21 protein-coding genes, 1 tRNA gene and 2 pseudogenes are annotated in these 25,530 nt (G+C 69.9%); 14 read left to right on the plus strand and 10 right to left on the minus strand.

Going from position 1 to position 25,530, the window contains the following annotated elements; genetic code table 11:
* The 3 genes and pseudogenes from AC07F3_RS41560 to AC07F3_RS41570 form a co-directional block, all read left to right on the plus strand.
* Positions 1-128: pseudogene (locus tag AC07F3_RS41560) on the plus strand (2-oxoacid:ferredoxin oxidoreductase subunit beta); the annotation flags it as partial.
* Between the two features lie 113 nt (positions 129-241).
* Positions 242-1,828 (plus strand): acyl-CoA mutase large subunit family protein, encoded by a 1,587-nt coding sequence (locus tag AC07F3_RS41565; protein ID WP_479120268.1) that lies wholly within the window; start codon positions 242-244, stop codon positions 1,826-1,828.
* 13 nt (positions 1,829-1,841) lie between these two features.
* The gene (locus AC07F3_RS41570) at positions 1,842-2,291 is read left to right on the plus strand and encodes a cobalamin B12-binding domain-containing protein (RefSeq protein WP_479120269.1); all 450 of its coding nucleotides are present in this window, start codon (positions 1,842-1,844) and stop codon (positions 2,289-2,291) included.
* Positions 2,292-2,426: 135 nt separating this feature from the next.
* Here AC07F3_RS41570 and AC07F3_RS41575 read toward each other — a convergent pair whose 3' ends face one another.
* Complete coding sequence (locus AC07F3_RS41575) at positions 2,427-3,095, minus strand: DUF4097 family beta strand repeat-containing protein (protein WP_479120270.1); 669 nt, start codon at positions 3,093-3,095, stop codon at positions 2,427-2,429.
* 230 nt (positions 3,096-3,325) lie between these two features.
* On the opposite strand from AC07F3_RS41575, the gene AC07F3_RS41580 reads away from it, so the two are divergent.
* The 3 genes from AC07F3_RS41580 to AC07F3_RS41590 all read left to right on the plus strand — a co-directional run bounded on the left by AC07F3_RS41580 (position 3,326) and on the right by AC07F3_RS41590 (position 7,856).
* Positions 3,326-4,060, plus strand: a complete 735-nt coding sequence (locus AC07F3_RS41580; protein ID WP_479120271.1) for a helix-turn-helix domain-containing protein — start codon at positions 3,326-3,328, stop codon at positions 4,058-4,060.
* A 573-nt stretch (positions 4,061-4,633) separates the two neighbouring features.
* Positions 4,634-6,877 (plus strand): MMPL family transporter, encoded by a 2,244-nt coding sequence (locus tag AC07F3_RS41585; protein WP_479120272.1) that lies wholly within the window; start codon positions 4,634-4,636, stop codon positions 6,875-6,877.
* Positions 6,878-7,166: 289 nt separating this feature from the next.
* Positions 7,167-7,856 (plus strand): DUF4097 family beta strand repeat-containing protein, encoded by a 690-nt coding sequence (locus AC07F3_RS41590; RefSeq protein ID WP_479120273.1) that lies wholly within the window; start codon positions 7,167-7,169, stop codon positions 7,854-7,856.
* 315 nt (positions 7,857-8,171) lie between these two features.
* On the opposite strand, the pseudogene AC07F3_RS41595 reads toward AC07F3_RS41590, so the two are convergent.
* Positions 8,172-9,335, minus strand: a pseudogene (locus AC07F3_RS41595) (epoxide hydrolase family protein); the annotation flags it as partial.
* Positions 9,336-9,438: 103 nt separating this feature from the next.
* On the opposite strand from AC07F3_RS41595, the gene AC07F3_RS41600 reads away from it, so the two are divergent.
* The 3 genes from AC07F3_RS41600 to AC07F3_RS41610 all read left to right on the plus strand — a co-directional run bounded on the left by AC07F3_RS41600 (position 9,439) and on the right by AC07F3_RS41610 (position 11,832).
* Positions 9,439-10,014: a CGNR zinc finger domain-containing protein gene (locus tag AC07F3_RS41600; RefSeq protein WP_479120275.1), complete on the plus strand. Its 576-nt coding sequence runs from the start codon at positions 9,439-9,441 to the stop codon at positions 10,012-10,014.
* 325 nt (positions 10,015-10,339) lie between these two features.
* A complete protein-coding gene (locus AC07F3_RS41605; RefSeq protein ID WP_479120276.1) occupies positions 10,340-11,056 on the plus strand; it encodes a trypsin-like serine peptidase in 717 nt (238 codons plus the stop codon).
* A gap of 308 nt (positions 11,057-11,364) precedes the next feature.
* Entirely contained in the window at positions 11,365-11,832 is a 468-nt protein-coding gene (locus AC07F3_RS41610) for a hypothetical protein (RefSeq protein WP_479120277.1), read from the plus strand.
* A 484-nt stretch (positions 11,833-12,316) separates the two neighbouring features.
* Here AC07F3_RS41610 and AC07F3_RS41615 read toward each other — a convergent pair whose 3' ends face one another.
* Positions 12,317-13,342, minus strand: a complete 1,026-nt coding sequence (locus AC07F3_RS41615; RefSeq protein ID WP_479120290.1) for a serine hydrolase domain-containing protein — start codon at positions 13,340-13,342, stop codon at positions 12,317-12,319.
* Between the two features lie 21 nt (positions 13,343-13,363).
* Here AC07F3_RS41615 and AC07F3_RS41620 point away from each other — a divergent pair, with 21 nt between their 5' ends.
* Positions 13,364-13,921 (plus strand): flavoprotein, encoded by a 558-nt coding sequence (locus AC07F3_RS41620; protein ID WP_479120279.1) that lies wholly within the window; start codon positions 13,364-13,366, stop codon positions 13,919-13,921.
* A gap of 398 nt (positions 13,922-14,319) precedes the next feature.
* Here the strand turns inward: AC07F3_RS41620 and AC07F3_RS41625 are convergent.
* From AC07F3_RS41625 to AC07F3_RS41635, 3 genes are all read right to left on the minus strand, one after another.
* Positions 14,320-14,393: transfer RNA gene (locus AC07F3_RS41625), tRNA-Met, on the minus strand.
* 157 nt (positions 14,394-14,550) lie between these two features.
* The gene (locus AC07F3_RS41630) at positions 14,551-15,732 is read right to left on the minus strand and encodes a M20/M25/M40 family metallo-hydrolase (protein WP_479120280.1); all 1,182 of its coding nucleotides are present in this window, start codon (positions 15,730-15,732) and stop codon (positions 14,551-14,553) included.
* 109 nt (positions 15,733-15,841) lie between these two features.
* Positions 15,842-16,879: a DMT family transporter gene (locus AC07F3_RS41635; RefSeq protein ID WP_479120281.1), complete on the minus strand. Its 1,038-nt coding sequence runs from the start codon at positions 16,877-16,879 to the stop codon at positions 15,842-15,844.
* 341 nt (positions 16,880-17,220) lie between these two features.
* Between AC07F3_RS41635 and AC07F3_RS41640 the strand changes: the two genes are divergently transcribed.
* Positions 17,221-20,331, plus strand: coding sequence for an AfsR/SARP family transcriptional regulator (locus AC07F3_RS41640; RefSeq protein WP_479120282.1), 3,111 nt, complete (start codon positions 17,221-17,223; stop codon positions 20,329-20,331).
* Here the strand turns inward: AC07F3_RS41640 and AC07F3_RS41645 are convergent.
* Together AC07F3_RS41645 and AC07F3_RS41650 are read right to left on the minus strand one after the other, a co-directional pair.
* Positions 20,321-20,512, minus strand: coding sequence for a hypothetical protein (locus AC07F3_RS41645; RefSeq protein WP_479120283.1), 192 nt, complete (start codon positions 20,510-20,512; stop codon positions 20,321-20,323). The genes AC07F3_RS41640 and AC07F3_RS41645 overlap by 11 nt on opposite strands.
* Before the next feature lie 348 nt (positions 20,513-20,860).
* On the minus strand, positions 20,861-21,796 hold the full coding sequence (locus tag AC07F3_RS41650) for an ATP-grasp domain-containing protein (RefSeq protein ID WP_479120284.1): 936 nt from the start codon (positions 21,794-21,796) through the stop codon (positions 20,861-20,863).
* A gap of 279 nt (positions 21,797-22,075) precedes the next feature.
* Here AC07F3_RS41650 and AC07F3_RS41655 point away from each other — a divergent pair, with 279 nt between their 5' ends.
* Positions 22,076-22,843 (plus strand): polysaccharide deacetylase family protein, encoded by a 768-nt coding sequence (locus AC07F3_RS41655; protein ID WP_479120285.1) that lies wholly within the window; start codon positions 22,076-22,078, stop codon positions 22,841-22,843.
* Positions 22,844-22,987: 144 nt separating this feature from the next.
* On the opposite strand, the gene AC07F3_RS41660 is transcribed toward AC07F3_RS41655, so the two are convergent.
* Complete coding sequence (locus AC07F3_RS41660) at positions 22,988-23,410, minus strand: DUF6924 domain-containing protein (protein ID WP_479120286.1); 423 nt, start codon at positions 23,408-23,410, stop codon at positions 22,988-22,990.
* A gap of 169 nt (positions 23,411-23,579) precedes the next feature.
* Positions 23,580-24,158: a TetR/AcrR family transcriptional regulator gene (locus AC07F3_RS41665; protein ID WP_479120287.1), complete on the minus strand. Its 579-nt coding sequence runs from the start codon at positions 24,156-24,158 to the stop codon at positions 23,580-23,582.
* A gap of 91 nt (positions 24,159-24,249) precedes the next feature.
* On the opposite strand from AC07F3_RS41665, the gene AC07F3_RS41670 reads away from it, so the two are divergent.
* Both AC07F3_RS41670 and AC07F3_RS41675 read left to right on the plus strand, forming a co-directional pair.
* The gene (locus tag AC07F3_RS41670) at positions 24,250-24,696 is read left to right on the plus strand and encodes an anthrone oxygenase family protein (protein ID WP_479120288.1); all 447 of its coding nucleotides are present in this window, start codon (positions 24,250-24,252) and stop codon (positions 24,694-24,696) included.
* A gap of 329 nt (positions 24,697-25,025) precedes the next feature.
* The gene (locus AC07F3_RS41675) at positions 25,026-25,439 is read left to right on the plus strand and encodes a DUF4267 domain-containing protein (RefSeq protein WP_479120289.1); all 414 of its coding nucleotides are present in this window, start codon (positions 25,026-25,028) and stop codon (positions 25,437-25,439) included.
* The last annotated feature ends 91 nt before the right edge of the window (positions 25,440-25,530 follow it).

The raw sequence follows: 25,530 nt of genomic DNA on the forward strand, positions 1-25,530 counted from the left end.
GCTCCGTGGACCGCCCCGTCTACGACACCCTGATGGCCGACCAACTCGACACCGCCATCGAACAGAACGGCAAAGGCGACCTCGCCACCCTCCTCGCAGGCAAGGACACCTGGACCGTCATCGGCTGAACCACCCACACCAGAAGAGGTGGGGAAGCCGCGGCAGCGCAGCGCCTCCGCACACGCGACACGAAGCCCATCTGCACGAGCGAGACCAGTGAGCCCCTCGGGAAGTGGGAAACATGGATCAGACCAGAACAGGCGAGTCGGGACTGCCCATCGAGCCGGTGTACGGTCCGTCGGCCCTGGAGGGCTGGGACCCTGCCGAGAAGCTGGGCGAACCGGGTGCGTATCCCTTCACGCGTGGTGTGTATCCGTCGATGTACACGGGTCGGCCGTGGACGATGCGGCAGTACGCGGGCTTCGGCACGGCCGTGGAGTCCAACGCCCGCTACAAGCAGTTGATCGCGAACGGCACGATGGGCCTGTCGGTCGCCTTCGACCTGCCCACCCAGATGGGCCACGACTCGGACGCGCCGATCGCCTCCGGCGAGGTCGGCAAGGTCGGCGTCGCCATTGATTCGATCGACGACATGCGGGTGCTCTTCCGCGGGATCCCGCTGGACAAGGTGTCGACGTCGATGACGATCAACGCCCCCGCCGCCCTGCTCCTCCTCCTGTATCAACTGGTGGCCGAGGAGCAGGGGGTTGCGGCGGATCAGTTGACGGGCACGATCCAGAACGATGTGCTGAAGGAGTACATCGCGCGGGGTACGTACATTTTCCCGCCGAAGCCGTCGTTGCGGCTGATCGCGGACATCTTCAAGTACTGCAAGGCCGAGATCCCGAAGTGGAACACGATCTCGATCTCCGGGTACCACATGGCCGAGGCGGGTGCCTCGCCCGCGCAGGAGATCGCCTTCACGCTGGCCGACGGCATCGAGTACGTACGCACCGCGGTCGCCGCGGGGATGGACGTGGACGACTTCGCGCCGCGCCTGTCCTTCTTCTTCGTCTCGCGCACCACGATCCTGGAAGAGGTCGCCAAGTTCCGTGCCGCGCGCCGCATTTGGGCCAAGGTGATGCGGGAGGAGTTCGGTGCGAAGAACCCCAAGTCGCTGATGCTGCGCTTCCACACCCAGACCGCGGGCGTGCAGCTCACCGCGCAGCAGCCCGAGGTCAACCTGGTCCGCGTCGCCGTGCAGGGCCTGGCGGCGGTGCTCGGCGGCACCCAGTCGCTGCACACCAACTCCTTCGACGAGGCGATCGCGCTGCCGACGGACAAGAGCGCCCGCCTGGCCCTGCGCACCCAGCAGGTCCTGGCGTACGAGACGGATGTGACCGCCACCGTCGACCCCTTCGCCGGGTCGTACGTCGTGGAGAGGATGACCGACGAGGTGGAGGCGGCTGCGGTCGAACTCATGGCGAAGGTCGAGGAGTTGGGCGGCGCGGTCAGCGCGATCGAGCACGGCTTCCAGAAGGGGGAGATCGAGCGCTCCGCCTACCGCATCGCCCAGGAGACCGACTCCGGCGAGCGCGTCGTGGTCGGGGTCAACCGCTTCCAGATCGAGACCGAGGACCCCTACGAACCGCTCCGCGTCGACCCGGCCATCGAAGCCCAGCAGGCCGAGCGTCTCGCGAAGCTGCGCGCCTGGCGGGAGCAGGCGCTCGTCGACGCCGCACTGGTCGACCTGAAGAAGGCGGCCGAGGGCGACGACAACGTCCTGTATCCGATGAGGGAAGCCCTGCGAGCCCGCGCCACCGTCGGGGAGGTGTGCAACGCGCTGCGCGAGGTGTGGGGCACGTACGTCCCGACGGACGCCTACTGACGGAGGATGTGCCATGACCACTGACCACAAGGGTTTCACCGCCCCCATCCGGGTCATCGTGGCCAAGCCCGGCCTCGACGGTCACGATCGTGGAGCCAAGGTGATCGCCCGGGCCCTGCGCGACGCGGGTGTCGAGGTCGTCTACACCGGACTGCACCAGACCCCGCGGCAGATCGTCGACACCGCACTCCAGGAGGACGCCGACGGCATCGGCCTGTCCGTCCTGTCCGGTGCTCACATGACGCTCTTCGCCGAGGTCATGGAGATGCTGAGGGAGCAGGAGGCCACGGACATCACGGTGTTCGGCGGAGGGATCATCCCCGAGGCCGACCTGGCCCCGCTGCGGGAGCTGGGAGTGGCGGCCCTGTTCACCCCGGGCACCCCGACCCGGCACATCACCGACTGGGTGCACGCGCACGTCGGCCGTCAGGCGATGGCGGCCGCGGTGACCGCGGGTCCGTGACCCGCGGCATGGCGGAGGGGGCGAGTACAGCCGTACCGGGGTGACGTGACCCGGTGCGCTGTACTCGCCCCCTCCGTACGTCGTGCCACATCACACCTGACACTGTGTCGGGAGACCTGGTCCGCCGACCGTGGGTCAGAGACCGCGGGCGGTGATGTCGCCGTGGGCGGTGGTGGCGTGGATGGTCAGGTCCGGAGTGCCGCCGGTGTTCTTGAGGCTGTTGCTGATGCGGCCGGAGGGCGTGCCGGCGTCGAGCGAGGCGGAGACGCCCGGGGCGGCGCCGACCGTCAGGTCGCCGACCTGGGTGCTCAGCCTGACGGTGCCGCCCAGGGCTTCGGTGATGGTGATGTCGCCCTGCTGGGTGCTGATCTCGGCGGACCCGCCCAGACGACCCACCGAGATGGAGCCCGACTGGAGGGTGAGGCGGGCGTTCGCGGTCTCGTCCAGCTCGGCCGTGCCCTGCGCGCCCTCGAAGGTCACGTCGCCGAGGCGTCCGGTGCTGCGGAACTCGGCGATCGCCGCCTTCGCCTCGACGCGGGATCCGGCGGGCAGCTGGACGGTCACGTCGAGGGAGCCGCTGTTGCCGAAGACCCGGTTCTTCTCCCGTGCGGTCTCGATCCGCAGGACCCCGTCGCGGAACTCGACCGTGGTCTGCTCCGCCGTCTTCACGTCCCGGCCCTTGGAGGGGTCCGAGGGCCGCACCTCGACCGCGCTGCCGGCCCCCTCCTCGGCGCTGAAGCGGATGCGTCCGGCGGGGATGTCCAGGACGGCCGAGATCGGGGCGGTGGTGTCGAACTTCTGCATCGTGCGCTCCTTCGAAGGTTGTTTCCGATGAGGGAAAAGCTACGTTGCATTCACGGATCGCGCAACACCTCTGTTGCGAAAAACCTGTGTCTATGCAGCTCAGGGCAGATAAGTTGTTGCAATGGATCTAAAGGGAACGCAACACTCTCGCACGGGATCATTGCAATGAATTGCTTGCGAACGCTATGCTTGCGGCGCTCGGGACGACATGGAGTGCGAAGGAGGCCGTGATGCCGGGAGGCAGACTCACCCAGCAGGAACGTCAGCAGATCGCGCTGGGTGTGGCCGACGGCCTCGCCTACGCGGAGATCGCCCGACGTCTCGGCCGCCCGACCTCGACGATCACGCGGGAGGTGATGCGCAACGGCGGCCCCACCGGCTACCGCGCCGAGCTCGCCCACCGCGCCACCGAACACCGCGCCCACCGCCGCAAGCAGCCCGCCCCCCGCGGACCGCAGGCACCCGCACAGGCCCACGGGCGCGATGCCGAGGAAGTGCGCGCGTACGAGGAGACGTTCACCACCGCCCTCATGCAGGCGGGCACGCCCAAGATGATGGCCCGGGTCCTCGCCTGCCTGTGCACCAGCGACTCGGGCAGCCTGACCGCGTCCGAACTCGTCCAGCGTCTCCAGGTCAGCCCGGCGTCCATCTCCAAGGCGATCGCGTTCCTGGAGAGCCAGGGCCTGGTGCGCCGGGAACGCGACGAGCGACGGCGCGAGCGCTACATCGTCGACGACGACGTCTGGTACCAGTCGATGATGGCCAGTGCCCGTGGCACCGCCCAACTCGTCGAGGTCGCGCGGCAGGGCGTCGGCGTCCTGGGTTCGGGCACCCCGGCCGCGGCCCGCCTGGAGAACGTCGCCCGCTTCCTCGACTTCGTCTCCGAAAGCCTCGCCCGCGCCGCGGACCAGGCCCGCGAGATCCTCCACACGAAGCCCGCGGCGACCCCGGACAGCACCGCCTGATCCACCATCGGCCCACGAGGGGCAGCCGCCTCGACTCCGCCCAGACCCCGTACGCGTACGGAAATGGGGGACGACCGCGGCTGCCCCTCACCCCTGTTCGCCCGGCCCCACGGTGAGTTGGGAGCCGTCCGCACCCGGCCGCTTCCCCTCGCGGCCGCCGCCCCGGTCGAGTCCCGCACGGTCCGACGGCGCAACTTCTCGGCCATCTTTGGCTGGTTGCGATGGCCGGTTGTGCCGCGTTCCCTGCCCTCCAGCCCCGCGGTTCTGTACGCCGACATCTGCGCTCGCACCCTCTTCGCGGCGGCCGCGCCCAACTGGGCGGGCGGGCCGATCCTCATCCGCGCCCTGATGGCGGACGCCACGCGCCCCGGTCGCCTGCCCTGCCACCCGACGGCCCCAACAGCCCTGCGTTCAACGGGAGTCCACAGACGCGCGCCCGTTCTTCACATTCGTGAGCCGATCGTTACGTCGCACAGCGGAAGGCTGGTTTCCGACTCAAGAAACCGCCTATGCGGTTTGTTATAGTCGAAGAGACCTGCTTGTCCTGCCGACCCCGACGGGAGTCCCTTCGCCGTGGCTACGTTCCTCTACAAACTGGGCCGCCTCGCCTTCCGACGGCGGGGGTTGATGACGCTCCTCTGGGTGCTGGTCTTCGCCGGAGTCGGCTTCGCCGCCTCCGCCGCCTCCGCCCCGCCGGCAGACACGTTCTCCATGCCCGGCACCGAATCCCAGAAGGCGTTCGACCTCCTCCAGCAGAAGTTCCCCGCCGCCGGCGCCGAGAGCGCCAGCGCCCGAGTCGTCATTCGCGCACCTCAGGGCCACAAGATCACCGACCCCGAGACCAAGACCAAGGTCGACGCCCTCGTCGCCGACCTCAAGAAGGCGCCGGGCGTCATCGGCGCCACCGACCCCTACCAGGCCAAGACCGTCAGCAAGGACGGCACCACGGCCTACGCCATCGCCACCTACCAGGACCAGGCGCCCAAGCTCGGCGACAAGGAGCACGACGGCCTCGACGCGGCCCTCGGCAAGGGGCGCGACAGCGGCCTCACCGTCGAAGCGGGCGGCGACGCCGTCAAGATCGACGCCACGGCCAGCGGCGGCGAGCAGATGGGCATCCTGATCTCCGCCCTCGTCCTGTTCCTCACCTTCGGCTCGATGATCGCCGCCGGTATGCCGCTGCTCACCGCGCTGTTCGGCGTCGCCATCGGCATGTCCGCGATCACCGCCCTCGGCTCCACTCTGGGCCTGTCCAGCACCACTTCGACCCTGGCGCTGATGATCGGCCTGGCCGTCGGCATCGACTACGCCCTCTTCATCATCTCCCGCTACCGCTCGGAGCTGGCCGAAGGCCGCGAGCGCAGCGAGGCCGCCGGACGCGCCGTCGGTACCGCCGGTTCCGCCGTCGTCTTCGCGGGCCTCACCGTGATCATCGCGCTCGCGGGCCTCGCCGTCGTCAACATCCCGATGCTGACGAAGATGGGCATGGCGGCCGCGGGCACGGTCGCGATCGCGGTGCTCGTCGCGCTCACCCTGGTCCCCGCCCTCCTGGGCTGGGCTCCCTTCCGTGTCCTGCGCCGCATCGACCGCATGCAGCGCAAGGGCAAGCAACTCTCGGACCGCCAGCAGCGCAAGGCCGCCAAGCTCGCCGCCCGCACCAAGCCCAACCTCGGCTCCCGCTGGGCGGGTTACGTCCTGCGCCACCCGGTGGCCGTGCTCCTGGTCGGCGTGGTGGGCCTCGGCGCCCTCGCGATTCCGGCGGCCAGCCTGCAACTCGGGCTGCCCGGTGAGGGGACGATGGCCAAGACCACAACTCAGCGCAAGGCCTACGACATGCTGTCGGAGTCCTTCGGCGACGGCTTCAACGGTCCCCTGATGGTCACCGTCTCCGGCAAGGACGCCAAGACCGCCGCCACCACGCTGGGTGCCGACCTCGCCAAGCAGGGGAACGTCGAATCGGTCTCCCCGGCGAGCCCCAACAAGGCCAACGACACCGCCATCCTCAACGTCGTACCGAAGACCGGCCCCACCGACTCCAAGACCGAGGACCTGGTCCACACGCTGCGCGGTCTCGCCGGAGGCGAGGAGTCCAAGACGGGTGCCACGGAGATCCTCGTGACCGGCCAGACGGCCATGTTCATCGACTTCTCCAAGACCCTCGACGACGCCCTGCTGCCGTACCTGGGTCTCGTGGTCGGCCTCGCCTTCCTCCTCCTGATGCTGGTCTTCCGCTCCGTGCTGGTCCCGCTGAAGGCGGCCCTCGGCTTCCTGCTCTCGGTCAGCGCGGCGCTCGGCGCGGTGGTCGCGATCTTCCAGTGGGGCTGGATGAAGGACGCGTTCAACGTCGAGCAGCCCGGCCCGATCATGAGCACCATGCCGATCTTCATGATCGGTGTCGTGTTCGGCCTGGCGATGGACTACGAGGTCTTCCTCGTCTCCCGGATGCGCGAGGCCTACGCCCACGGCGCGGGCCCCGACGAGGCGGTCGTCACCGGCTTCCGCTACGGCGGCCGGGTCGTCAGCGCCGCGGCCATCATCATGGCCAGCGTCTTCTCGGGCTTCATCCTGGATGACAACACCCTCGTCAAGATGATCGGCTTCGCCCTGGCGACCGCCGTCCTCTTCGACGCGTTCGTGGTGCGCATGGCCATCATCCCGGCCCTGTTCGCGCTGCTCGGCAAGTCGGCCTGGTGGCTGCCGCGCTGGCTCGGCGCCGTCCTGCCCAACGTCGACGTCGAGGGGGAGAAGCTGAACAAGTTCGTGGCCCCGGCCCCCGCGACGTCCACGGGACGACGCGAGCACGAGTACGTGGGCTGACACCCCCTCAGCCCGCTCACGCGGCCCGGCGGTCACCGACCGCCGGGCCGCTGCCGCATGTCGACGGCCGCCGGGCAGCCAGTCCCCTCCGCGAGGAGAGCCATAGCGTTCACTTGCATTCCATTGCAATGATCGCTCGCAGGATGTTGCGTTACGCGCAGGATGGTTGCAACGATTTTACCGCCTTGAGCTGCATGAATAGTGAATTTTAGCAACGCGGTCGTTGCGGGATAAATAAATGCAACGTAGCGTTTCTCCTGTCAGAAACGACGGGCAGAAGGAGTGCACCATGCAGAAGAACCTGAGCACCACGCAGAAGTACGACACTCCCGCCCCGATCTCCGTCGTTCTCGACATCCCCGCGGGCCGCATCCAGCTGATCGCCGCCGACCGCGCCGACACCGCCGTCGAGATCCTGCCCGCCAACGCCTCCCGGAGCCGCGACGTGAAGGCCGCGGAGCGGATCACGGTCGCGTACGGCGACGGTGTGCTGCGCATCGCCGCCGCGCCGCCCAAGAGCCGGATCCTCGGTCAGTCCGGGTCCGTCGAGGTGACCGTCCAACTGCCCGCGGGCTCCTGCGTCGAGGCGGCCGCGTCCCTCTCCGAGTTCCGGGGCGTGGGACGACTCGGCGACGTGACCTTCGAGGGCGCGCAGGCCACCGTCAAACTCGACGAGACCGCGAGCGCCCGCCTGACCCTCCAGGCCGGCGACATCTCGGTCGGCCGCCTGGGCGGCCCCGCCGAGATCAACACCCAGAAGGGCGACCTCCAGGTCGCCGAGGCCATGCGCGGCAGACTCACCCTGCGCACCGAGCACGGGGCGATCGCGGTAGGCGCCGCCCGCGGGGTCTCTGCCTCGCTCGACGCGGGCACCGGCTACGGCCGGATCCACAACACGCTCAAGAACACCGACGGCGACGTCGGCCTGCACATCCACGCGACGACCGGCTACGGCGACATCACCGCACGCAGCCTGTAAGAGGAGCGCCCCACAGGCCCGTCGACCACCCGTCTCGCTCAACTCCGTTGAATTACACGGCAGTTACCAACGGGAGTCGCCACATCCACCCGGAGTGGCAGAGGCTCACGGTGGCGCCGGGACCAGCCCGAGGTCCCCGAGCCGCACACCCCCGCCCAGCCGGATTCCCTTGGCGGGCCCCCGGACGGGCGCGCCCACTCCCGTCCCGCCCCAACCCGTGGGGCACGCCGCGCCGTTGGGCCCGGACGAGCCATCACCCGCGGTGCCGAGAAGTGGCATGTCGCCTGATCCGAGGGTGGCCTGAGTACTCGTACTCGCGGCCAGCGCGGCCGCGAGACCTTCTTGCAGATCCTTGACGAAATACCCCGGCACCTCCAGCGACGGGAAATGCCCTCCGCTGTCGGGCGACCTCCAGCGGACGATCTGCCGGTACCGTTCCTGCGCCCAGGGGCGTGGGCACTTCTCGATGTCACGGGGATACATGGTGATGGCCGACGGGACATCGACCCGGAGCTCGGGATCCAGCGAGTTGTGGCTCTCGTAGTAGATGCGGGCTGCCGACGCGCCGGTCCGGGTCAGCCAGTACAGGGTGACGTCGTCGAGAACGCGGTCCATGGAGAGCGTCTCGAACGGGCTGTCCTCGGTATCCGTCCACTCGGCGAACTTGTCGAGGATCCAGGCAAGAAGCCCGACCGGTGAGTCGACGAGCGAGTAGCCGATGGTCTGCGGCCGGGTCGCCTGCTGCTTCGCGTACGCCGCGCGGTGCTGCCAGAAATCGCGGGTGTCCTCGGTCCATTGGCGCTCGGTCGCCGTCAGCCTCTCCGTGGTCAACCCGGGCGGCGCCTCCGCGAACGTCGTGTGGATGCCGAGAACGTTCGCCGGGAACCTCCCCCCGAGAACCGTGGTGATATTGCCTCCCCAGTCGCCGCCGTGGGCGGCGAACCTGCTGTAGCCGAGCCTTCCCATCAGTTCGACCCAGGCCGCCGCGATCCTTTCGGTTCCCCACCCGGTGGTGGCGGGTTTGTCGCTGTACCCAAAGCCTGGGAGCGACGGGGCCACGACATGGAACGCCGGCGCGCCCGCGTCCGCGGGGTCCGCCAGTTCGTCCACCACGTCGATGAACTCGGCAATGCTGCCTGGCCAGCCGTGCGTCAGGACCAGAGGAGTGGCGTCCGCGCGTGGGGACCGGCGGTGCAGGAAATGGATTCCCAGGTCATCGATGGTCGTGCGGAACTGGCCGATCCGGTTGAGGCGCGCTTCGAAAGAGCGCCAGTCGTACTCGGTGCGCCAGTAGTTGACGACATCGACGAGGTCGGCGAGAGGAACCCCCTGGTCCCATCGCAGGGGGCCGGGCGCGGCGCGATGGACGGTCTCAGGCTCCGGTAACCGAACCGCGGTGAGTCGTGCGCGCAGATCGTCGAGTTCAGCATCAGTCGCACGGGCTTCAAAAGCGTGAACGTCGCTGGTTGGACGGGTCATGAGACCTCCTGGACCTCGTGGAACCGGCCGCGGGCTACTGTGAACCGGCTAAGACGGTTCTACCTCTCTCCTACGGCCACACGCAACCGGCTAAGGTGGTTCCATGCGCACTGAGTTCCCTGACTTCCGCCTCGGCAACGTGCTGGCGACGAGCTTCACGGGGACTCTGTCGGAGCGTCATGGTGACGCCGTGGAGCGCATCCCCACGCCCGGCCGACTCATCGACTGGCTGGCGGTGAGCGGCCTCGCCGTGGACTCCTGCACCCCCGCCCAGCTCGACCTCGCTCGGACACTGAGGGAGTCGATTCACGCCGCCGCGACAGCGGCCGCGAGCCGGGACGCTCTTCCTGCAGCCGCTGTCCAGGTCATCAACGACTGCAGCGCTCAAGGTCGGGCCGCGGCCGTCCTGACACCCGAGGGCAAGCGGCGATGGCGGCTCGGCTCGGCATCCTGCGTGGAGGACGCCCTCGGCGTGATCGCTGCCGATGCGATCAGCGTCATCGCAGGTGAACGAGACGGAAAACTGGCCCTGTGCGCGTCACCAACCTGCCGAGCCGCCTTCTTCGACACCAGCCAGAGCCGCACCCGCAAATGGTGCGACATGAACACGTGCGGGAACCGGCAGAAGAAGGCGCGCTTCCATGCCAACCAGCGCAGAAACCTCAGATCGGCGGAGTGACTCCCGGCACCCGGGCCCCCGGCCCGAGGTATCGACACATCCTGACGGTTGAGGTGACGCCGGGTCACTCGAACCCGCGGCCGGTGTCCGTCTCGGTGATCCGTTGAGCTAGCCTGCCCCTCTTGTCATGCGGGACCTGCTGGGGGGCGGCTGAGAAGTGAGACTTGGTAGAACGCTGGGCGCGGTGAGTGCGGGGGCGATCCTGATGGGGGCCACTGCCTGCGGAACAGCGGCGCGGACACACAAGGCTGACGCCGTGCCGTCCCCCGAGGCGGCGAACATCGTGGTTCACGACGCCGCGGTTTCCACGGCGGAACGTCGGCGAGTGGAGGCACATTGGACGGGCGGGGGCATCACCGCGATGGCGCGGGTGGACGAGTCCGCGGACTTCGCCCAGCCTGAGTGGGACAGAGGCGGCGCGATCTCCGGGAACGTGGGCCGCTTGTACGGTGCGAACGGGCGTGACGCGGCCTGCACGGCGACCGTGGTGGGCAACCACACCGTGGTGACTGCTGGGCACTGCGTGCGCACGTCAGTGGATGGTGGGTCTTCGCAGTCGGCGACCTGGGATCAGGACCTCTACTTCGTACCCGGCTATCGGGACGGACAGAGCCCGCACGGAGGGTTCACCGTGCGCACGGTGCACATGGCCGCCGAGTGGCAGACACCCGGGAGCGATGTCGCGATGCTGGAGATGAATCCGGCTTCGGACGGGCGGAGTGTTTCCGCGGTCGTCGGAGCCCAGAGGATCGCCTTCGACAGACCGCCGGGAAGCCGGGTCGACTTCTTCGGCTACCCCTACACATCGCGAGTCCTTCACTGCGACGGCACTGGCAGCATCGATCTTCGAGCTCCCCAACTGTTGCGGATCCCCTGTGACATGGGGGTCGGCTCAAGTGGCGGCCCCTACATCACCGATCTCGATTCCACGGGCACGGGCACCGTGATCGCCGTGAACGTCAGTGGCGACCGTACAAACGGTTACGGCACACCCTTCGGTCAACTCGCCCACCGGCTGTACACACAGTCCGAGCAGCACTGAGGCCTGCAACGTCCATGTCCTGTCCGTGGGGGGACGTACAAGTCCAGGCACCCGTGCCGCCCCGGCGCCATGAGGCGCCGCCCCGACCAGGCCCCTGGCCGTCGGCTCTCCGATCGGTCAGGCACACGGAGCACCTCCTGCCGGCGAGCCGGGCCATGATCCCGCAGCGGCCCTGTTCCCGCCCCATGACATTTGTCCTGCGGCACTCAGGACGCTTCACTCTGCCGACCACCCCCTCCCCGGCGGGAGTATCAGTGATGTCGGCAAGGGCCGGCGGGGTCGCTGGGAAACAGGGTGAGGGGAACGTCATGAGTGCCACGGTCGCGCTGGAGATGCCGGTTCAGATCGACACCAAGGCCGAGGCCACTGCGGGGGCCGTGGTGCAGGGGCTGCCCACCTGGTACTTCCCGCTGGTGGGCCTCTTCGCCGGGATCTTCGACATCGCCCGCGCCTACCCGGTCCTGTACGCGCTGGTCCCGGTCGTCGCCATCGTCCAGATCGTGCTCGCCTTCACCGTCCTCAAAGCCCGCATCCGCGCGATGAAGGCGCTCTGGAAGAACAAGCGCACCCGCTTCCTCGCGCTCGGCCTGGTCGCCTTCCGCTTCGTCGTCCGCTACGGACTCGGCATCGCGGGCCTCGCCCTCGGCGCGGCCACCGGACGCCTCACCCTCGGCATCGTCATGGCCGTCATCGGCACCGCCATGGCCTGGGGCGACCAGTGGCTCATCCTCCGCACCCTCCGCCACGCCCAGGCCATGCAGACCAAGACCGCCTGACGGGCCGCCGATTGACCGGCACCTACCGCCCAACCCGCGAACCGAGACAGGGCCCCGCCGCACACCGCGGCCCGGGGCCCTTCGCCTGTTGCCGACCCGTACGGGCGGGAGAGAACATCCTTCTGCCGCGCGCTCCGAACTCTCGGCTCGCTGTGCTCCGCCGCTGTACGGCGCTCCATCATCCGGGCCGCGCGATACGGTGCGCGCCGTGTGCATGTCCGGCTGCTTCGTCTGAATCGCTCTTGGTCTAGCGGCTTTCTTGCAGGCGCTCGGCCTCGTTTCCGTCATCCGCCGACTGCGCGGATCCGAAATTTTTCGGGGCGTTTCAAGGCGTGCCTTGACGTTCTGGATGTCGTCGGCCCCCCTGCTGCTCTTCGGCGGTCTGCTGCTGAGCCTCGTCCTGGCGGAGTCCTGAAGGCTCGGTCGTATCGACCGACCGTCTTTGCTCCACGAGGGGCAGCCTGCTGTCTGCGCGGCTGCCGCCTCAGCCGAAGATGAGCCTGCGGAAGGCGTTGCGGATCTCCGCCAGGGGCTGCCGATCGCGGGTATAGAAGAGCTTGTTGGTCAGAAGCACCGCCCACCGTCGCTGGCGCGGCGAGATCCACATGCCGGTTCCGGTGAAGCCGTAGTGGACCCAGACGTCGTCGACGCGGGCAGTTCCGGGCGCCGGGTGCCAGAACAGTCCGCGTGCGGGCTCCAGTTCGCCGGTCTGGAGGGTCAACGACTCCGCCGTCCAGGCGGGCCCGAATCCGGCCCGCCCCGGGGTGTCGAGGGTGTCCAGCATGTAGCGAAGGAAGGCGCCGAGGTCGTCGAGGACGCTGAAGGTGCCGGCGATGCCGCACACCCCGCCCAGGAGCCGGGCTGAGAAGTCGTGGGCGATGCCCTTGAGGTGGATGCCGTTGTCCTGGTCGAGTTCGGTCGGTGCGCACCGTGCTGTGATTTCGGCAGGAAGCGGGCCGAAGCGGGTGGAGGCCATGTCCAGCGGTTGCCAGGTCCGTTCCGCTGCGAGCTGGTCGAGGCGCTGGCCGGCGAGGTGCTCGGCGAGGTAGCCAAGGATGAGGGCGGCTCGGTCGGTGTATTCGACGGCTTCGCCGGGTGAGCGGTGCAGGGCCTCGTGGAGGACTCCGTCACGGATGTCTTGTGGGTCCGTGCCGTACAGGTTCTTGAGTTGGGCTCGCAACGGGACGCCGGCGGTGTGGGTCAGCAGGTGGCGGGCGGTCACCGCTCCGAGCGGGTGGCCTTTGACCTCCGGCCAGAAGGTGCCGAGCGGGGCGTCGAGATCGAGCTTGCCGTCCTCCCACAGGGCGCCGATCGAGGACCATACGGCGAGGATCTTGGTGAGGCTGGCGGCGTCGAAGACGGTGTCGAGCCGCATCGGCTGGTCGGGCTGGTTGGGGTCCAGCAGGCCGACGGCTCCGGTCGCGGTCGGGCCAGTGGTGCCGCCACCGGCCCAGACGGCACCAGGGTAGACCTTGGCGCGGACTACCCTGCCGGAACTGCACCACTTCAGCCGTCAACTGGGAGCCCCCGCGTGAGCGATCAGCCCGACCAGCAGACCAAGAAGCCCTTCCTCTACGTCGTCGTGTGCGCCTCCGGGATCGCTGGCGACGTCGGCAAGCTCATCACCGCTGCCCAGGAGGCCAACTGGGACGTGGGTGTAGTCGCCACCCCTCAGGGCCTCGGCTTCATTGATGCCGAGGCAGTTGAGGCGCAGACCGGTTACCCGATCCGCTCGGCCTGGCGTTCACCCGGCGATCCGCGCCCGTTGCCACCGGCGGATGCGATCGCGGTCGCTCCGGCCACCTTCAACACGATCAACAAATGGGCCGCGGGGATCTCCGACACCTTGGCGCTGGGCATCCTGTGCGAGGCGTACGGCTTCGGTATCCCGACGGCTGTGCTGCCATACCTGAATTCGGCACAGGCCGCCCACCCCGCGTACAGCCAGAGTCTGGAGCGGCTGCGCGAGATGGGCGTCCTCATCGGCTCGTACGAGCCCCACAAACCGAAGGCCGGCGGCGGGGCCGACCGCTTCCGCTGGGATGAGGCGCTGGAACTGCTCACCCCGGTGGTCGCTGGCCAGGACTGATCGGCGGCGTGGAATTGGGGAGGACCCAGTTCGTCGGTGGGGAGCCGACCGACCCGTATGTCATGGGCTATCGCGAACTGAACGTCTTGACCGGGATCGCCAATTGTTCAACGATCCGGGCGGGCTCCTCCGGGGCGTGCTGCGCCCTCAATTCGCGAAGGCGCACAGAGGTGCGATCCGGTGATGTGGCGGTCTGGCCGCCTGAGACCCAGACCAAGATCTTCTCCCAGATTTCTCCCAAACGATCACCGGAGACGCAGCAAAGGGCCAGACCCTCATAGAGGATCAGGCCCTTGACCTGGGATTGCAGCTGCCGGGGTGGCGCGGTTTGACCCACGGCTCTTCGGCCAGAACGAAGAGGCCCGGATCCACCAGGGATCCGGGCCTCTTCCATGCAGTAGCGGGGACAGGATTTGAACCTGCGACCTCTGGGTTATGAGCCCAGCGAGCTACCGAGCTGCTCCACCCCGCGTCGGTGAACACCACCTTACGGCATCGAACGGGCACGCCGTCCAGCGTCCCCAGTGACGACCGGTGGGCCGAACACGCGCGAAGGCCCTGGGGCCCGCCGTCACCGGCGGGGGCCAGGGCCATCAGACGCATGCCGAGTCGCGGTGCCGCGCCCGGTGTCAGGCGGCCAGCGAGTGGCGCTCGGACACGTCCGTCGCGAGCATCAGGTTGACCACCGCGACGACGCTCTCCAGCAACGCCTGGGTGCCGAGGACCAGTTGCTCGTCCGGGGTGTGCTCCAGGTTGGAGTGGCTGTAGCCGCCCGTGCTCGGCACGAAGATCATGGCCGTCGGGACCTTCGTGCTCATGACGCTGGCGTCGTGCCCGGCGTAGCTCAGCATCCGCTCGAAGCGCTCGGAGTTGCGGACACACACCTGCTCCACCGCGTCGACGAGCCGCGTGTCGAACTCCGCGACCGGCTTCGCCGACGTCGTACGCAGCCCGGCCGTGCACTTCTCCTCACCGGCGATCCGCTGCAACTCCTCGCTCAGCAGCGCCTCGATCCCGTCCAGGGCCTTCTCGGAGCCCGCACGTACCTCCACCTGCACGGTAGCCCGGCCCGGTACGACGTTCGGCGCGTTGGGCTCCAGGGCGATGGAGCCCACGTTGCCGATCGAGGTCGCATCGACGTTCTGGCACACGTCCCGCACCAGCGCTCCGAAGCGCGTCGCCACCCGCCCCGCGTCGGCGCGCAGCTCGAACGGCGTGGTGCCCGCGTGGTTCTCCTGGCCGTCGACCTCGACCAGGTAGCGACGCACCCCGACGATGCCGGTGACGGCGCTCAGGTCCAGTTCGGCGCGCTCCATGCGGGGGCCCTGCTCGACGTGGAGTTCGAGGTAGCCCATCAGCTCCCGTACGTGGGGGTTGTTGCTGAGGGCCGTCGAGCCGACCAGGCCGCCGTTCGACTGGAGGGTGACCCCCTCCTCGTCGTAGAACGCGACCGTCTCCAGGTAGTCGGCGGCCGGGTGGTTCGCCTCGTGCAGGGTGCGCAGGACCTCCATGGCCGCGATCACTCCGTACGCCCCGTCGAGGTGGCCGCCGCCCGGGACGGTGTCGGCGTGGGAGCCGATGAGCAGCCAGGGCCCGTCGCTGTCGGCCCGGCGGCTGAACACGTTGCCGATCTCGTCCCGCCAGGTGTGGAGCCCGGCGACGCGCATCGTCTTGTCGATCCAGTCGCGCCCCGCCAGATCGGCGGCGGAGCCGGCCACCCGGTACAGGCTTCCGTTGGGGTCGGCGCCGATCTGACCGAGGTGGGTGAGGTCGGACAGCAGACGCTCGGCGTTGATGGTCGGGAAAGACATGGGTATTCCTGATCCTTGTTCGTTGAGCGGAGGTGAAGTGGGGGGACGCCGGTGGGCGTTCCAGGGGAGGCGCGCCGTCGTGCGCGCCGTGCCGAGGGATGGCCGGTGGTCAGGCCGTCGTGGAGCGCGGGACCGGCCGGGTCTTGGCGGGCTCGGCGTCGGGTGCGCTCGACGCGGTTCGCTTGGCGGTGGCGCCCGAGCCGAGCGCGATGCCCACGATGATGAGGCCCATGCAGGCGATCTGGATGGGCGTCGTCGGCTCGCCCAGGGCGAAGAAGGAGACGACGGCCACGAACACGGGCTGCAGGTAGTAGATGAATCCGGCGCGGGTGGCGCCGATCAGGTCGATGGCCTTGTTCCAGGTGAAATACGCGACGGCCGACGAGCACACCCCGATGTAGAGGAGGGCTCCGACGGTTCCGCCGCTCGGCGTGAAGCCGCCCTGGGTGCTGAGGCTCACCGCGTAGACCGGCGCCAGCATCAGCGTGCCGAGGACGAACGTGGTGAAGAGGAACGCGAGCCCGGTCAGCCCCTGCGGCTTGCGGCGCACCATCGCGCTGTACCCGGCGAACGTCGCCGTGGCCAGCAGCATCAGCAGGTCGCCGGTGGAGAACTGCATGCCGAGGAGGACCGAGAGCGAGCCCTTGCTGACGAGCGCGATCACTCCGAGGAGCGCGATGACCAGACCGGCCGCGCGCCGCCGGGTGACGCGCTCACCGCCGGTGAGCACGCCGAACCCGACGATCATCGCGGGCGACGTGGCGGCGATGAGGGCCAGGTTGGTGGCCGAAGTGCTGCGGCCCGCCTGGTAGATGAGGGTGTTGAACAGGGTCACGCCGAGCAGGGCCGCGAGCGTGAGGAAGCCCAGGTGCTTGCGGATCAGGGCCCGCTGCCGCCAGGTCTGCGCGGCGGCCAGCGGCGCGACCGCCAGCATCGCGATCGTCCACCGCCAGAACGCGGTCTGGACCGGCGGGACCGTCTCGTGCAGGGCACGTGCGATGACGAAGTTGCCCGACCAGATCAGCGTGGCCGCCGTGGCCAGGATCGGCCCCAGCCACAGCGCGAGCGAGCGCTTCGCGGACCGCGCCGGGGCGGTGGACGGCGTACCTGCGGAATCCGTCTCGGGGGCTTTCGTATCGAGGGCCACGGTGGTTCTCGTTCCTTGTCGGCGGGGCAGAAGGGCGGTCGGCGGCGCGTGTTCCCCGGACGGGGCGGTGCGGGGCCGCCACGACGCAGACACCGTCGGAGGCGGCCGATCCGCCCCGTCGTCCGGAGCGCTTTCGACGACTGAAGACTCCTGCGCGCCGCTCCCGATCCGGTACCGCCTCGCTCCCGCCCCGCCACCACCGGACGTCCGGGCGGCGGGAGCCGGGCGGGAACGGGCGCCCGGCTCACCTGCCAAGACGGCTCTTACCGCCTCGGGGGCAACCCCCTATGATCGCGGGCGAGCCTCTGACCAGGACTTTGTCAGGGGGGAACGGGGGCACGATGACGACGTACGACAGCGGGGAACCGCGCTTCAACGTCCTTGGTCCGCTGGAGGGCTGGGCGGACGGGAAGCGGCTGCGGCTCGGCGGAGCGATCCACGAACGCGTCCTGGCCGGACTTCTTCTGGAGGCGGGCCGCACGGTTCCCGTGACCCGCCTCGTCGAGGCCGCCTGGAACGACGACCCGCCCGCGACCGCCACCCACCAGGTGCGCAAGGCCGTCGCCGAGCTGCGCCGGCGCATACCGGGCGGCGGCGACGTCGTCGTCACCGACGGACCCGGATACCGCGCCGTCCTCGGCGAGGGGCAGCTGGACCTCGCGGAGTTCAGCGCCGCGGTACGCCGGGCCGCCCGCGCCACCGAGGGAGGACAGCCCGCCGAGGCCGCCGAAGCACTGCGCCGCGCCCTCGACCTGTGGCGCGGCCCCGCCCTGTCGGGCACGGGCAGCGACCTCCTCGAATCCGTCGCGACCACCCTGGAAGAACGCCGCGTCGCCGCCGCCGAACAGCTCGCCGAGCTGCGCCTGGCGGCGGGCGAGACCGGCGAACTCGTGGCCGACCTGCGCGACCTCGTCGCGCGCTACCCCCTGCGCGAGACTCTGCGGGGCCACCTCATGCTCGCCCTGTACCGCGGCGGGCGGCAGGCCGAGGCCCTGGAGGAGTACGGCAAGGTCCGCGACCTCCTCGTCGAGGAACTCGGCATCGATCCCAGCTCCCGGCTCAGCGGCCTGTACGAGGCGATCCTGCGCGAGGCGCCCGAACTGCGGCCACCGCAGCGGCGCCCCACCCCCGCACCCGGACAGGCGCAGGCGCCCGCCGAACCCGCCGGGACCGCGGAGCCAAGGGAGCGCCCGGAACAGCCCGATACGACGGCGCCACCCCCGGGGCAGCCCGAGTCGCCCAAGGCGCCGTGCACCCTGCCGTACGGCCTCGCGGACTTCACCGGCCGCGAACGGGAACTCGCCGCGCTCCTCACCGCCATGACCGGCCCCGGCGAACCGGGCCGCACCGGCGGCATCGTGGCGATCGACGGCATGGGCGGCAGCGGCAAGACCTCCCTCGCCGTGCACGCGGCCCACCAGGTCGCCGCCGACTTCCCCGACGGCCAACTCCACATCGACCTGCGCGGCTTCACCCCCGGCGAGACCCCGGTGACACCCGCCGCGGCACTCGACGCGCTGCTCCGCGCGCTCGGAACCCCCGGCGACCACATCCCGGACGACCTCGCGGGCCGCACCGCACGCTGGCGCTCCGCCCTCGCGGGCCGGCGCGTGCTGCTCCTGCTCGACAACGCCGTCGACGCCGCCCAGGTCCTGCCGCTGCTGCCCGCCGCACCGGGCTGCCTGGTGCTGGTCACCAGCCGCGAACGCCTCGTCGACCTCGACGGCGCCGCGTGGATCTCGGTGGGCCCCATGTCGCCCGAGGACGGCACCCTGCTCCTGGAGGAAGTACTCGGCCGGGCCCGCGTCGCCGCCGAGCCGCAGGCCGCCGAGGACCTCGTGCAGCTGTGCGGCAGGCTGCCGCTCGCGCTGCGCATCGTCGCCGCCCGCCTGCGCAACAGGCCGCGCTGGACGGTGAGTTACCTCGCCGACCGGCTGCGCGACGAGACCCACCGCCTGGAGGAGCTCAGCGCGGGCGAACGCAGCGTCGCCGCCACCCTCCAACTCTCCTACCAGGCCATGGAGGAGGAGCACCGTACGGCCTTCCGGGTCCTTGGACTGCACCCCGGCGCGGACATCGACGCGTACGCCGCGGCCGCCCTCCTCGCCACCGACCCGCGCGGCGCCGAGTCGATCCTCGAACGGCTCCTGGACGTCCACCTGCTGCAACAGCCGGACATCGGCCTGTACCGCTTCCACGACCTCGTACGGACCTTCGCGCAGGACCAGAGCCGGCCCGCCACCCAGCAGGACGACGCGGCAGCCGTACGCCGCCTGCTCGACTACTACCTGACCGCGACCGAGGCGGCCTGCACCTGCCTGTTCCCCGGCCGCAACCAGCGCCCCACCCAACTACCGTCCTACGAAGGGGAGTTGCCCCGCTTCACCGATATGGAGCAAACCCGGCGCTGGTTCGACCACGAGCACACCAGCCTCGTCGCGTCCGTGTCCCTCGCCGACCGGCACGGCCTCGACCGGCACACCGTCAGCCTCACCCGCAACATCGTGTTCCGGCTCAACGCGCTCGGCCGCTTCCAGGAGTACAAGGACCTCAGCCGCATCGCCGCCACCGCGGCCCGCCGCACCGAGGACCTGGCCGTCCTCGGCGTCACCCTGTCCAACCTCAGCGTGGCCTGCTGGAAACTCGGCCACCTCGAAGAGGGCATCCAGGCCGCCACCGAAGGCCGGGACATCGCGGCCCGGCTCGGCGACCAACTGACCGAGGCACACGGCGAGTCCACGATCGGGCTCCTCCTCACCGTCCTCGGCCGGCACGCCGAAGCCCTGCCCCGCCTGGAGCGCGCCCGCTCCCTGGAGCAGACCCTGGGAGTGCCGCGCGCGGAGGCCGAGACCCTCACCAACCTCAGCACCCTCTACGCCCAGTGGGGCAGATACGACGAAGCGGCCGACATGGCCCGGGCCGCCCTCGCCGTCCACGAGCGCCTCGACTACCGCGACAGCCACGTCATGGCCCTCACCGACCTGGCGTTCGCCCAGGTCGGCCTCGGCGCCCACGCGGAGGCCCGCGACTGCCTGCGCCGGGCCCGCGAACGCTGCCACCCGTCGAGCCCGCCGGGCGACGTCGCCCTCGCCCTCGCGCTGTCCGCCGAGGTGGAGGACCGCTTCGGCGGCGCCGACGCGGCGCAGTACGCCGACGAGGCCCTGCGGCTGGCCCGCGCGAGCGGCACCCCCACCCGGCAGGCCAAGGTCGAGAACCTCGTCGGACGCTTCCATGCACGACGCGGCGAACACGAGCGGGCGGCGCCGCTGCACCGCCACGCGCTCGAACTCGCCGCCGCCATCCACTACCGAGCCGAGGAGGCAGGCGCCCTGTACGGCCTGGCCCGAGCCGCCGAAGCGACGGACGACCCGGCCGCGGCGGCCCGCTACCGGGCGGCCGCCGACGAACTGAGCACCTTCATGGAGCGCCCCGCCGCACCGCTCACCTGCTGAGAGAGAGCGACTGCGCGACGACGGTGGGGCCCATGCTGTCGGCCAGCACCGAGGTCGGCCCCTTGCTGTCCGCGAGCGCCGGTTCGCCGGCACCCTGCGAGACCGCACCGGCGACGCCGAGCCCCAGAGCGAGAACGGCCGCCGCGAAGACGCCGACGAACTTGGTGAGGGAGCTGCGCATGGTGTCGTCCTTGAGGTGAGAAGTGCTGCTGTCCGCTGTGACACCACAGATGCTGCTGCACCCCCTTCCCGAACCGATCCCGCCCCGTTCCCCAGCCGTTCCCCTGCTGGGGCGGGGGAGGGGAAACGGACGCGGGAGGGCCGTCGCGGCGGGGCCGAGGAGGCGACGGCGAGTGCTGACGGAGCGCTGGGGTGGGGGCGATGGCGCCGCTTGTGCCGACGGTGATGCTGCCGGGCCATGGACCGTGCGCAGGCCCAACCGGCGGCCCCGGGCTCGTGGGCGACGCCCACCCGCGCCTGAGAGACTGGCAGCCGACGGCAAGCCCCCTCCGCCCCGCATGCACCACCCTCACGTGGACAAGAGCCACGGCCCGCCCGGGGGCCTCCCCGCCAGCACGCCCAGCACGTCCACGACGACATCCCGTCCGGCGCCGTACGTCGCCGCCGACGGGACCGAGCCCCCGGCCACCTCCACCTCCACCTCCACCTCCACGATACGGGGCCCCGCCGGGGTCAGTACCACCCGTGTCCGTACGAAACCGAACTCCAGCCCCACGAGGTCGAGCAGCGCGCGCACGACGGTCCGTGCCGCCACCACGTCGGCGTCCGACATGCGCTCGGTCGCAGGGGCGTCAGTGGGTGCACCAACTGTGGCCTTGTGCGCGGCAGTTACGTCCATCACCTCGTGCATCCCCCCGTGGCTGAAGGTCTCCACCACCGCCTCGGGTCCGGCAAGGTGCTCCTCCACGACGCACGGCGTGCGGGGGGACCGTCGCGCCCACGCGTCGAGCTGGGGCCTGCTCCGGATGACCTCGCCGCGGTCCCGTCCCGTCCCGGTCTTGATGACGAAGGGGTACGGGAACCCTTCGGCCCAGGACAGTGCGGCGGCCACCGACGGGACCCGTACGGTCCGCACCACGGACACCCCGCCCTGGTTGAGGACGCGCCGCAGGACGGCCGGGTCGGCGAGCCCCTCAAGGGCCCGGCCCTGCCCCGGGTACAGCTCCAGCAGCGCCAGTCCGACGGCCAGCCGGGGCCCGGGGAGGTCGCCGAAGTACAGGATGTGCGTGATGCCGAAAGCGCGAGCGGTCTCGACGAGCAGGGTGCGCAGAGCGCCGACGTCATCGACGTTCGCCGCCAACTGCCGCTCAGGGAACGCGGTTTGAGGGGGCTCGCCCTGCCGGCCGTCCCACACGAGCCACGCGTCGAGCCCCAGGGCCGCGACCGCTTCCAGTACCCGCGTCTCCGGCAGCACGAGCAGCACCCGCCGCACGTTCCCGCTCATCGCGCTCTCCTCCCAGCACAAGACATGCGAGGAAGGTGCCGCCAGCTCTTCCCGTCGGCGTCCCACTTGGATCCCGTACCGACGCGGGGCACGCCCAACGGCAGCGCGCCCGGTGGTACGCGGCCCGGCCCCGGCCTTCGGCCGCGGCGAGTTGTCCGCGAAATCTCCGGGAATTGTCCGTGATCCGTAACGGAGGCATCCCCCGGCCGTGATCCGTCATCCAATCAAGTGGTTGCGATGCGACCGGGATCGGCGAAGGACTGCGGGAAAGAGGCGGACATGGCGCGGCACGACGGCAGGCGGGGCTGGTACGGCAAGGTGATCGGGGCGGCGATCGGCGTCACCATGCTCGCCACGGGCGCCTCGGTGTGGACCGCGCAGGCCGGCTCCGCGGACTCGTCACCCAAGGCGGCCGCGTCGGCCACGCCGGGCGACGTCAAGCCGGTCGAGTCGACCATCGCGCACTCCTCGGACGCCGGACCGCGCGGCATCAACATCACCATCGACGACGGCCCCGACCCGGTGTGGACCCCCAAAGTGCTTGACCTGCTGCGGGAGTACGGGGTGAAGGCCACGTTCTGCATGGTGGGGACGCAGGCCCAGGCCCACCCCGACCTCGTGAAGAAGGTGGTCGCGGCCGGGCACCGGCTCTGCGACCACTCGGTGTCGCACAACACCAGCATGGACAAGAAGCCCGAGGCCTACCAGTCGCAGCAGATACTCGACGCCGAAAGCATGATCACCAAGGCGTCCGGGGGAGTGCGGCCGATGTACTACCGGGCGCCCGGCGGGGCCTTCACCCCCTACAGCCGCGAACTCGCCGCCTCCCGGGGCATGCGCCCGCTGGGGTGGAACGTGGACAGCAAGGACTTCGAGCGACCGGGAACGGACGCCATCGTCGCCACGGTCGAGCGCGAGCTGCACAACGGCCCGACGGTCCTCTTCCACGACGCGGGCGGCGACCGAACCCAGACGGTGGCGGCCCTGCGCCGCCTGCTGCCCCAACTGAAGCAGCAGGGCTACTCCTTCGGCTTCCCGCTGCACTGAGCGCGCGTACGGCCGGAGCGATCCCGGGCTCGCGGATCGGCCCTGTGCGGGATCGGTGGATGCCCGGGCAGCACAAAACACGAAGCACGAAGCACGCAGCACAGGGCCGGACCGGTCGCGGTCCGGCCCTTTCGCTGTCTTCCGTCAGCCGTGGGCAAAGCCGCGGAAGGCGCCGGAGTGGTCAGCGTCGTCGGCGAATTCCGCGAAGTCCATGTTCCCGAGGCTGAGGTTGGCCGAGATGTCGGGGAACCACCGAGGCGGAACCCTGAGGGTTCGCCCGGGCTCGTCCGCGAGGTCCACGGCCAGCAGCGGATGCTCAGGGGCCGTCATCGTGATGGAGTCCGCTATGAACAGGTAGATGATCCGGTCGTCTTCGGCAGCGGCGGCCTCTTCGTCCAGCAGGGCCTGGACACTCACGCGGTCGAAGCGGCGATCGCTGACGAAGGTGGCGTGGGCGTACGCGTCAGCCGCGTCGAGCGCGGTACGGACCGCATCCCAGGCCACCTCGTCACTGAAGTCAGTACGCAGGACCAGCGAACGCAGATCGTCAGGCTGAGGCAGAGGCATGAACCTGAGCCTCTCACCCGGCACTGACATCGCCCCTCGCCCGGGCGGCGCTGCCCCACGGCATCGGTATCCCCGGGGCCTGGACGGGCGATTCGGCTCCGCCGCGGGGCACGAGTTCGGCTGTCCCGGAGGCACGAGCTTGGCTGTCCCCCGGCACTGACGTGGACGGTCAGAGCACGGCGAGGCGGTCCACCAGCAGTTCCACCCGCTGCTCGGCGTACTCCACCGGAAGCCGTCCCGTCCGGGTCAGCGTCGCGATCCCGTGCAGGGACGCCCAGAACACCTCGGTGAACAGCCCCGGCTCGACGCCGTCTCCGGCGACCTCGGCGAGACACTCCAGCAGGGCGGCGAAGGCATCCTTGAGAGGTTCGGGGGTGTCCTCCTGCGCGTATGCCAGGCCGCCGTCGAGCTGGAACAGGGCGTCGTAGACGGCCGGGTTGTGCTCGGCGAAGTCGAGGTAACCGCGGGCGAGGGCGGCGACCCGGGCACGCTTTCCGTCCGCGGCGGCGGTCGCGGCCCGCAGCTCGGTGGCCAGCTCGGCGGCACCCTGGAGGGCGACGGCGCCGATGATCTCGCGCTTGCCGCGGAAGTGACTGTAGAGGACGGGCTGGCTGTACTCGATGCGCTCGGCGAGCCGACGCGTGGTGACCGCGTCCCAGCCCTGCTGCTCGGCGAGTTCGCGGGCCGTCGCCACGATGAGCCGTTCGCGGGCCGCCCGCTCCCGCTCCTTGCGTTCCTTTACCGACATAACTCGATCCTAGCACCGCTAGACATGAGAGCGGCAGCAGTACTAGCGTTACTTCAACAGCTAGCAGCGCTAGAAATCTGGAGAGGTCGTCATGCTCAACACACTTGAGGTCGTCACCACAGTGGTCGTCGGCCTGATGGTGGGGGTGGAGTTCTCCGTCGCCTTCGTCATGAACCCGATCCTCAACGCCCTTCCCGACGACGCCAGTCAGATGGCCCACAGCCACGGTGGCCGGATGCTCGGCGCCCTCATGCCGTTCTGGTACATCGGCTCGGTGGTCCTGTGCGCGCTCTGGTCGGTGGCCGGTTGGCACCAGGAGGGCACCGGCCTGGTCGTCGCCGGCGCCGCCCTGCTGATCGTCAGCGTGATCATGTCGGTGCTGGTGCTCGTCCCGATCAACAACCAGGGCAAGACATGGACCCCCGAGAACCGGCCCGAGGACTGGAAGGAGCAGATGGGCCGCTGGAACCGCTGGCACTACGGCCGCGTGGCGGTCATCATCGCCGCCTTCACCCTGCTCGTAGCCGCCCTCGCCTGACCTCAAAGGCCCCTGGGGGCAGGCTGGTTGGCCCGGCCCGCGTATGTCGCTGACTTCCGCCCCAGCCGGGTGAGCGCGACACGACTACGGATCTCAGATTGCGCGGGTCGGCCCGCGCCGGCGGCGTACCACCTCACTCCGGGGGCGACGGGTGCGGCCATCGCAGAGCACCCGGCAACGCAGCCGCTGCTCAGTTCCCGCAGCCGCGACCCCACACAGAGCCGTACTCCTCGATCAGCCGTGCCTGTACGGCCAGACCTCTCCTCTCCACCACAGAGCAAGCCCAACGAAGTTCACCACGTCGTCGAAGGCTCACAAGGAGAAGACCCATGTCGCTGAAGAAGATCAACACCGTCCTGGCCGCCGTCTTCATCCTCTTCATTCTCTGGTTCGGTACGGAGTTCATCCTGAGCCCGCAGACGACGGCGCCGGGCTTCGGCCTGCCGAGCTGGCCGTCCGGCGACGGCGGCGGATTCCTGGTCGTCAAGGGAATCCGCGACGTCGTCATGGCCCTGGTCCTGGGCGTCCTGCTGGTGACGGGTCAGCGCCGGGCGCTGGGCTGGGCGCTGCTGGTGGAGGCCCTTGCCGCGTACGGTGACATGACCACCGTGCTGGGCCACCACGGCTCCCTCGCCACCGCGCTCGGCGTCCACGGTCTGACGGCGACGCTGATGGTGGTCACCGGCCTGCTGATCATGCGCGAGACCCGCAGGGTCGCGGTCGTCGCGGCAGCCGCTGTCTAATGGGAGCTACGGAGTCGGGGAATGCTTGATTCCGTAGCCGCCAGCAGGTGAGCACTATCGCTGCCGGAACCAGTCGAGTTCTGCTGTCAGA

Source organism: Streptomyces sp. NPDC045846, assembly GCF_056431605.1.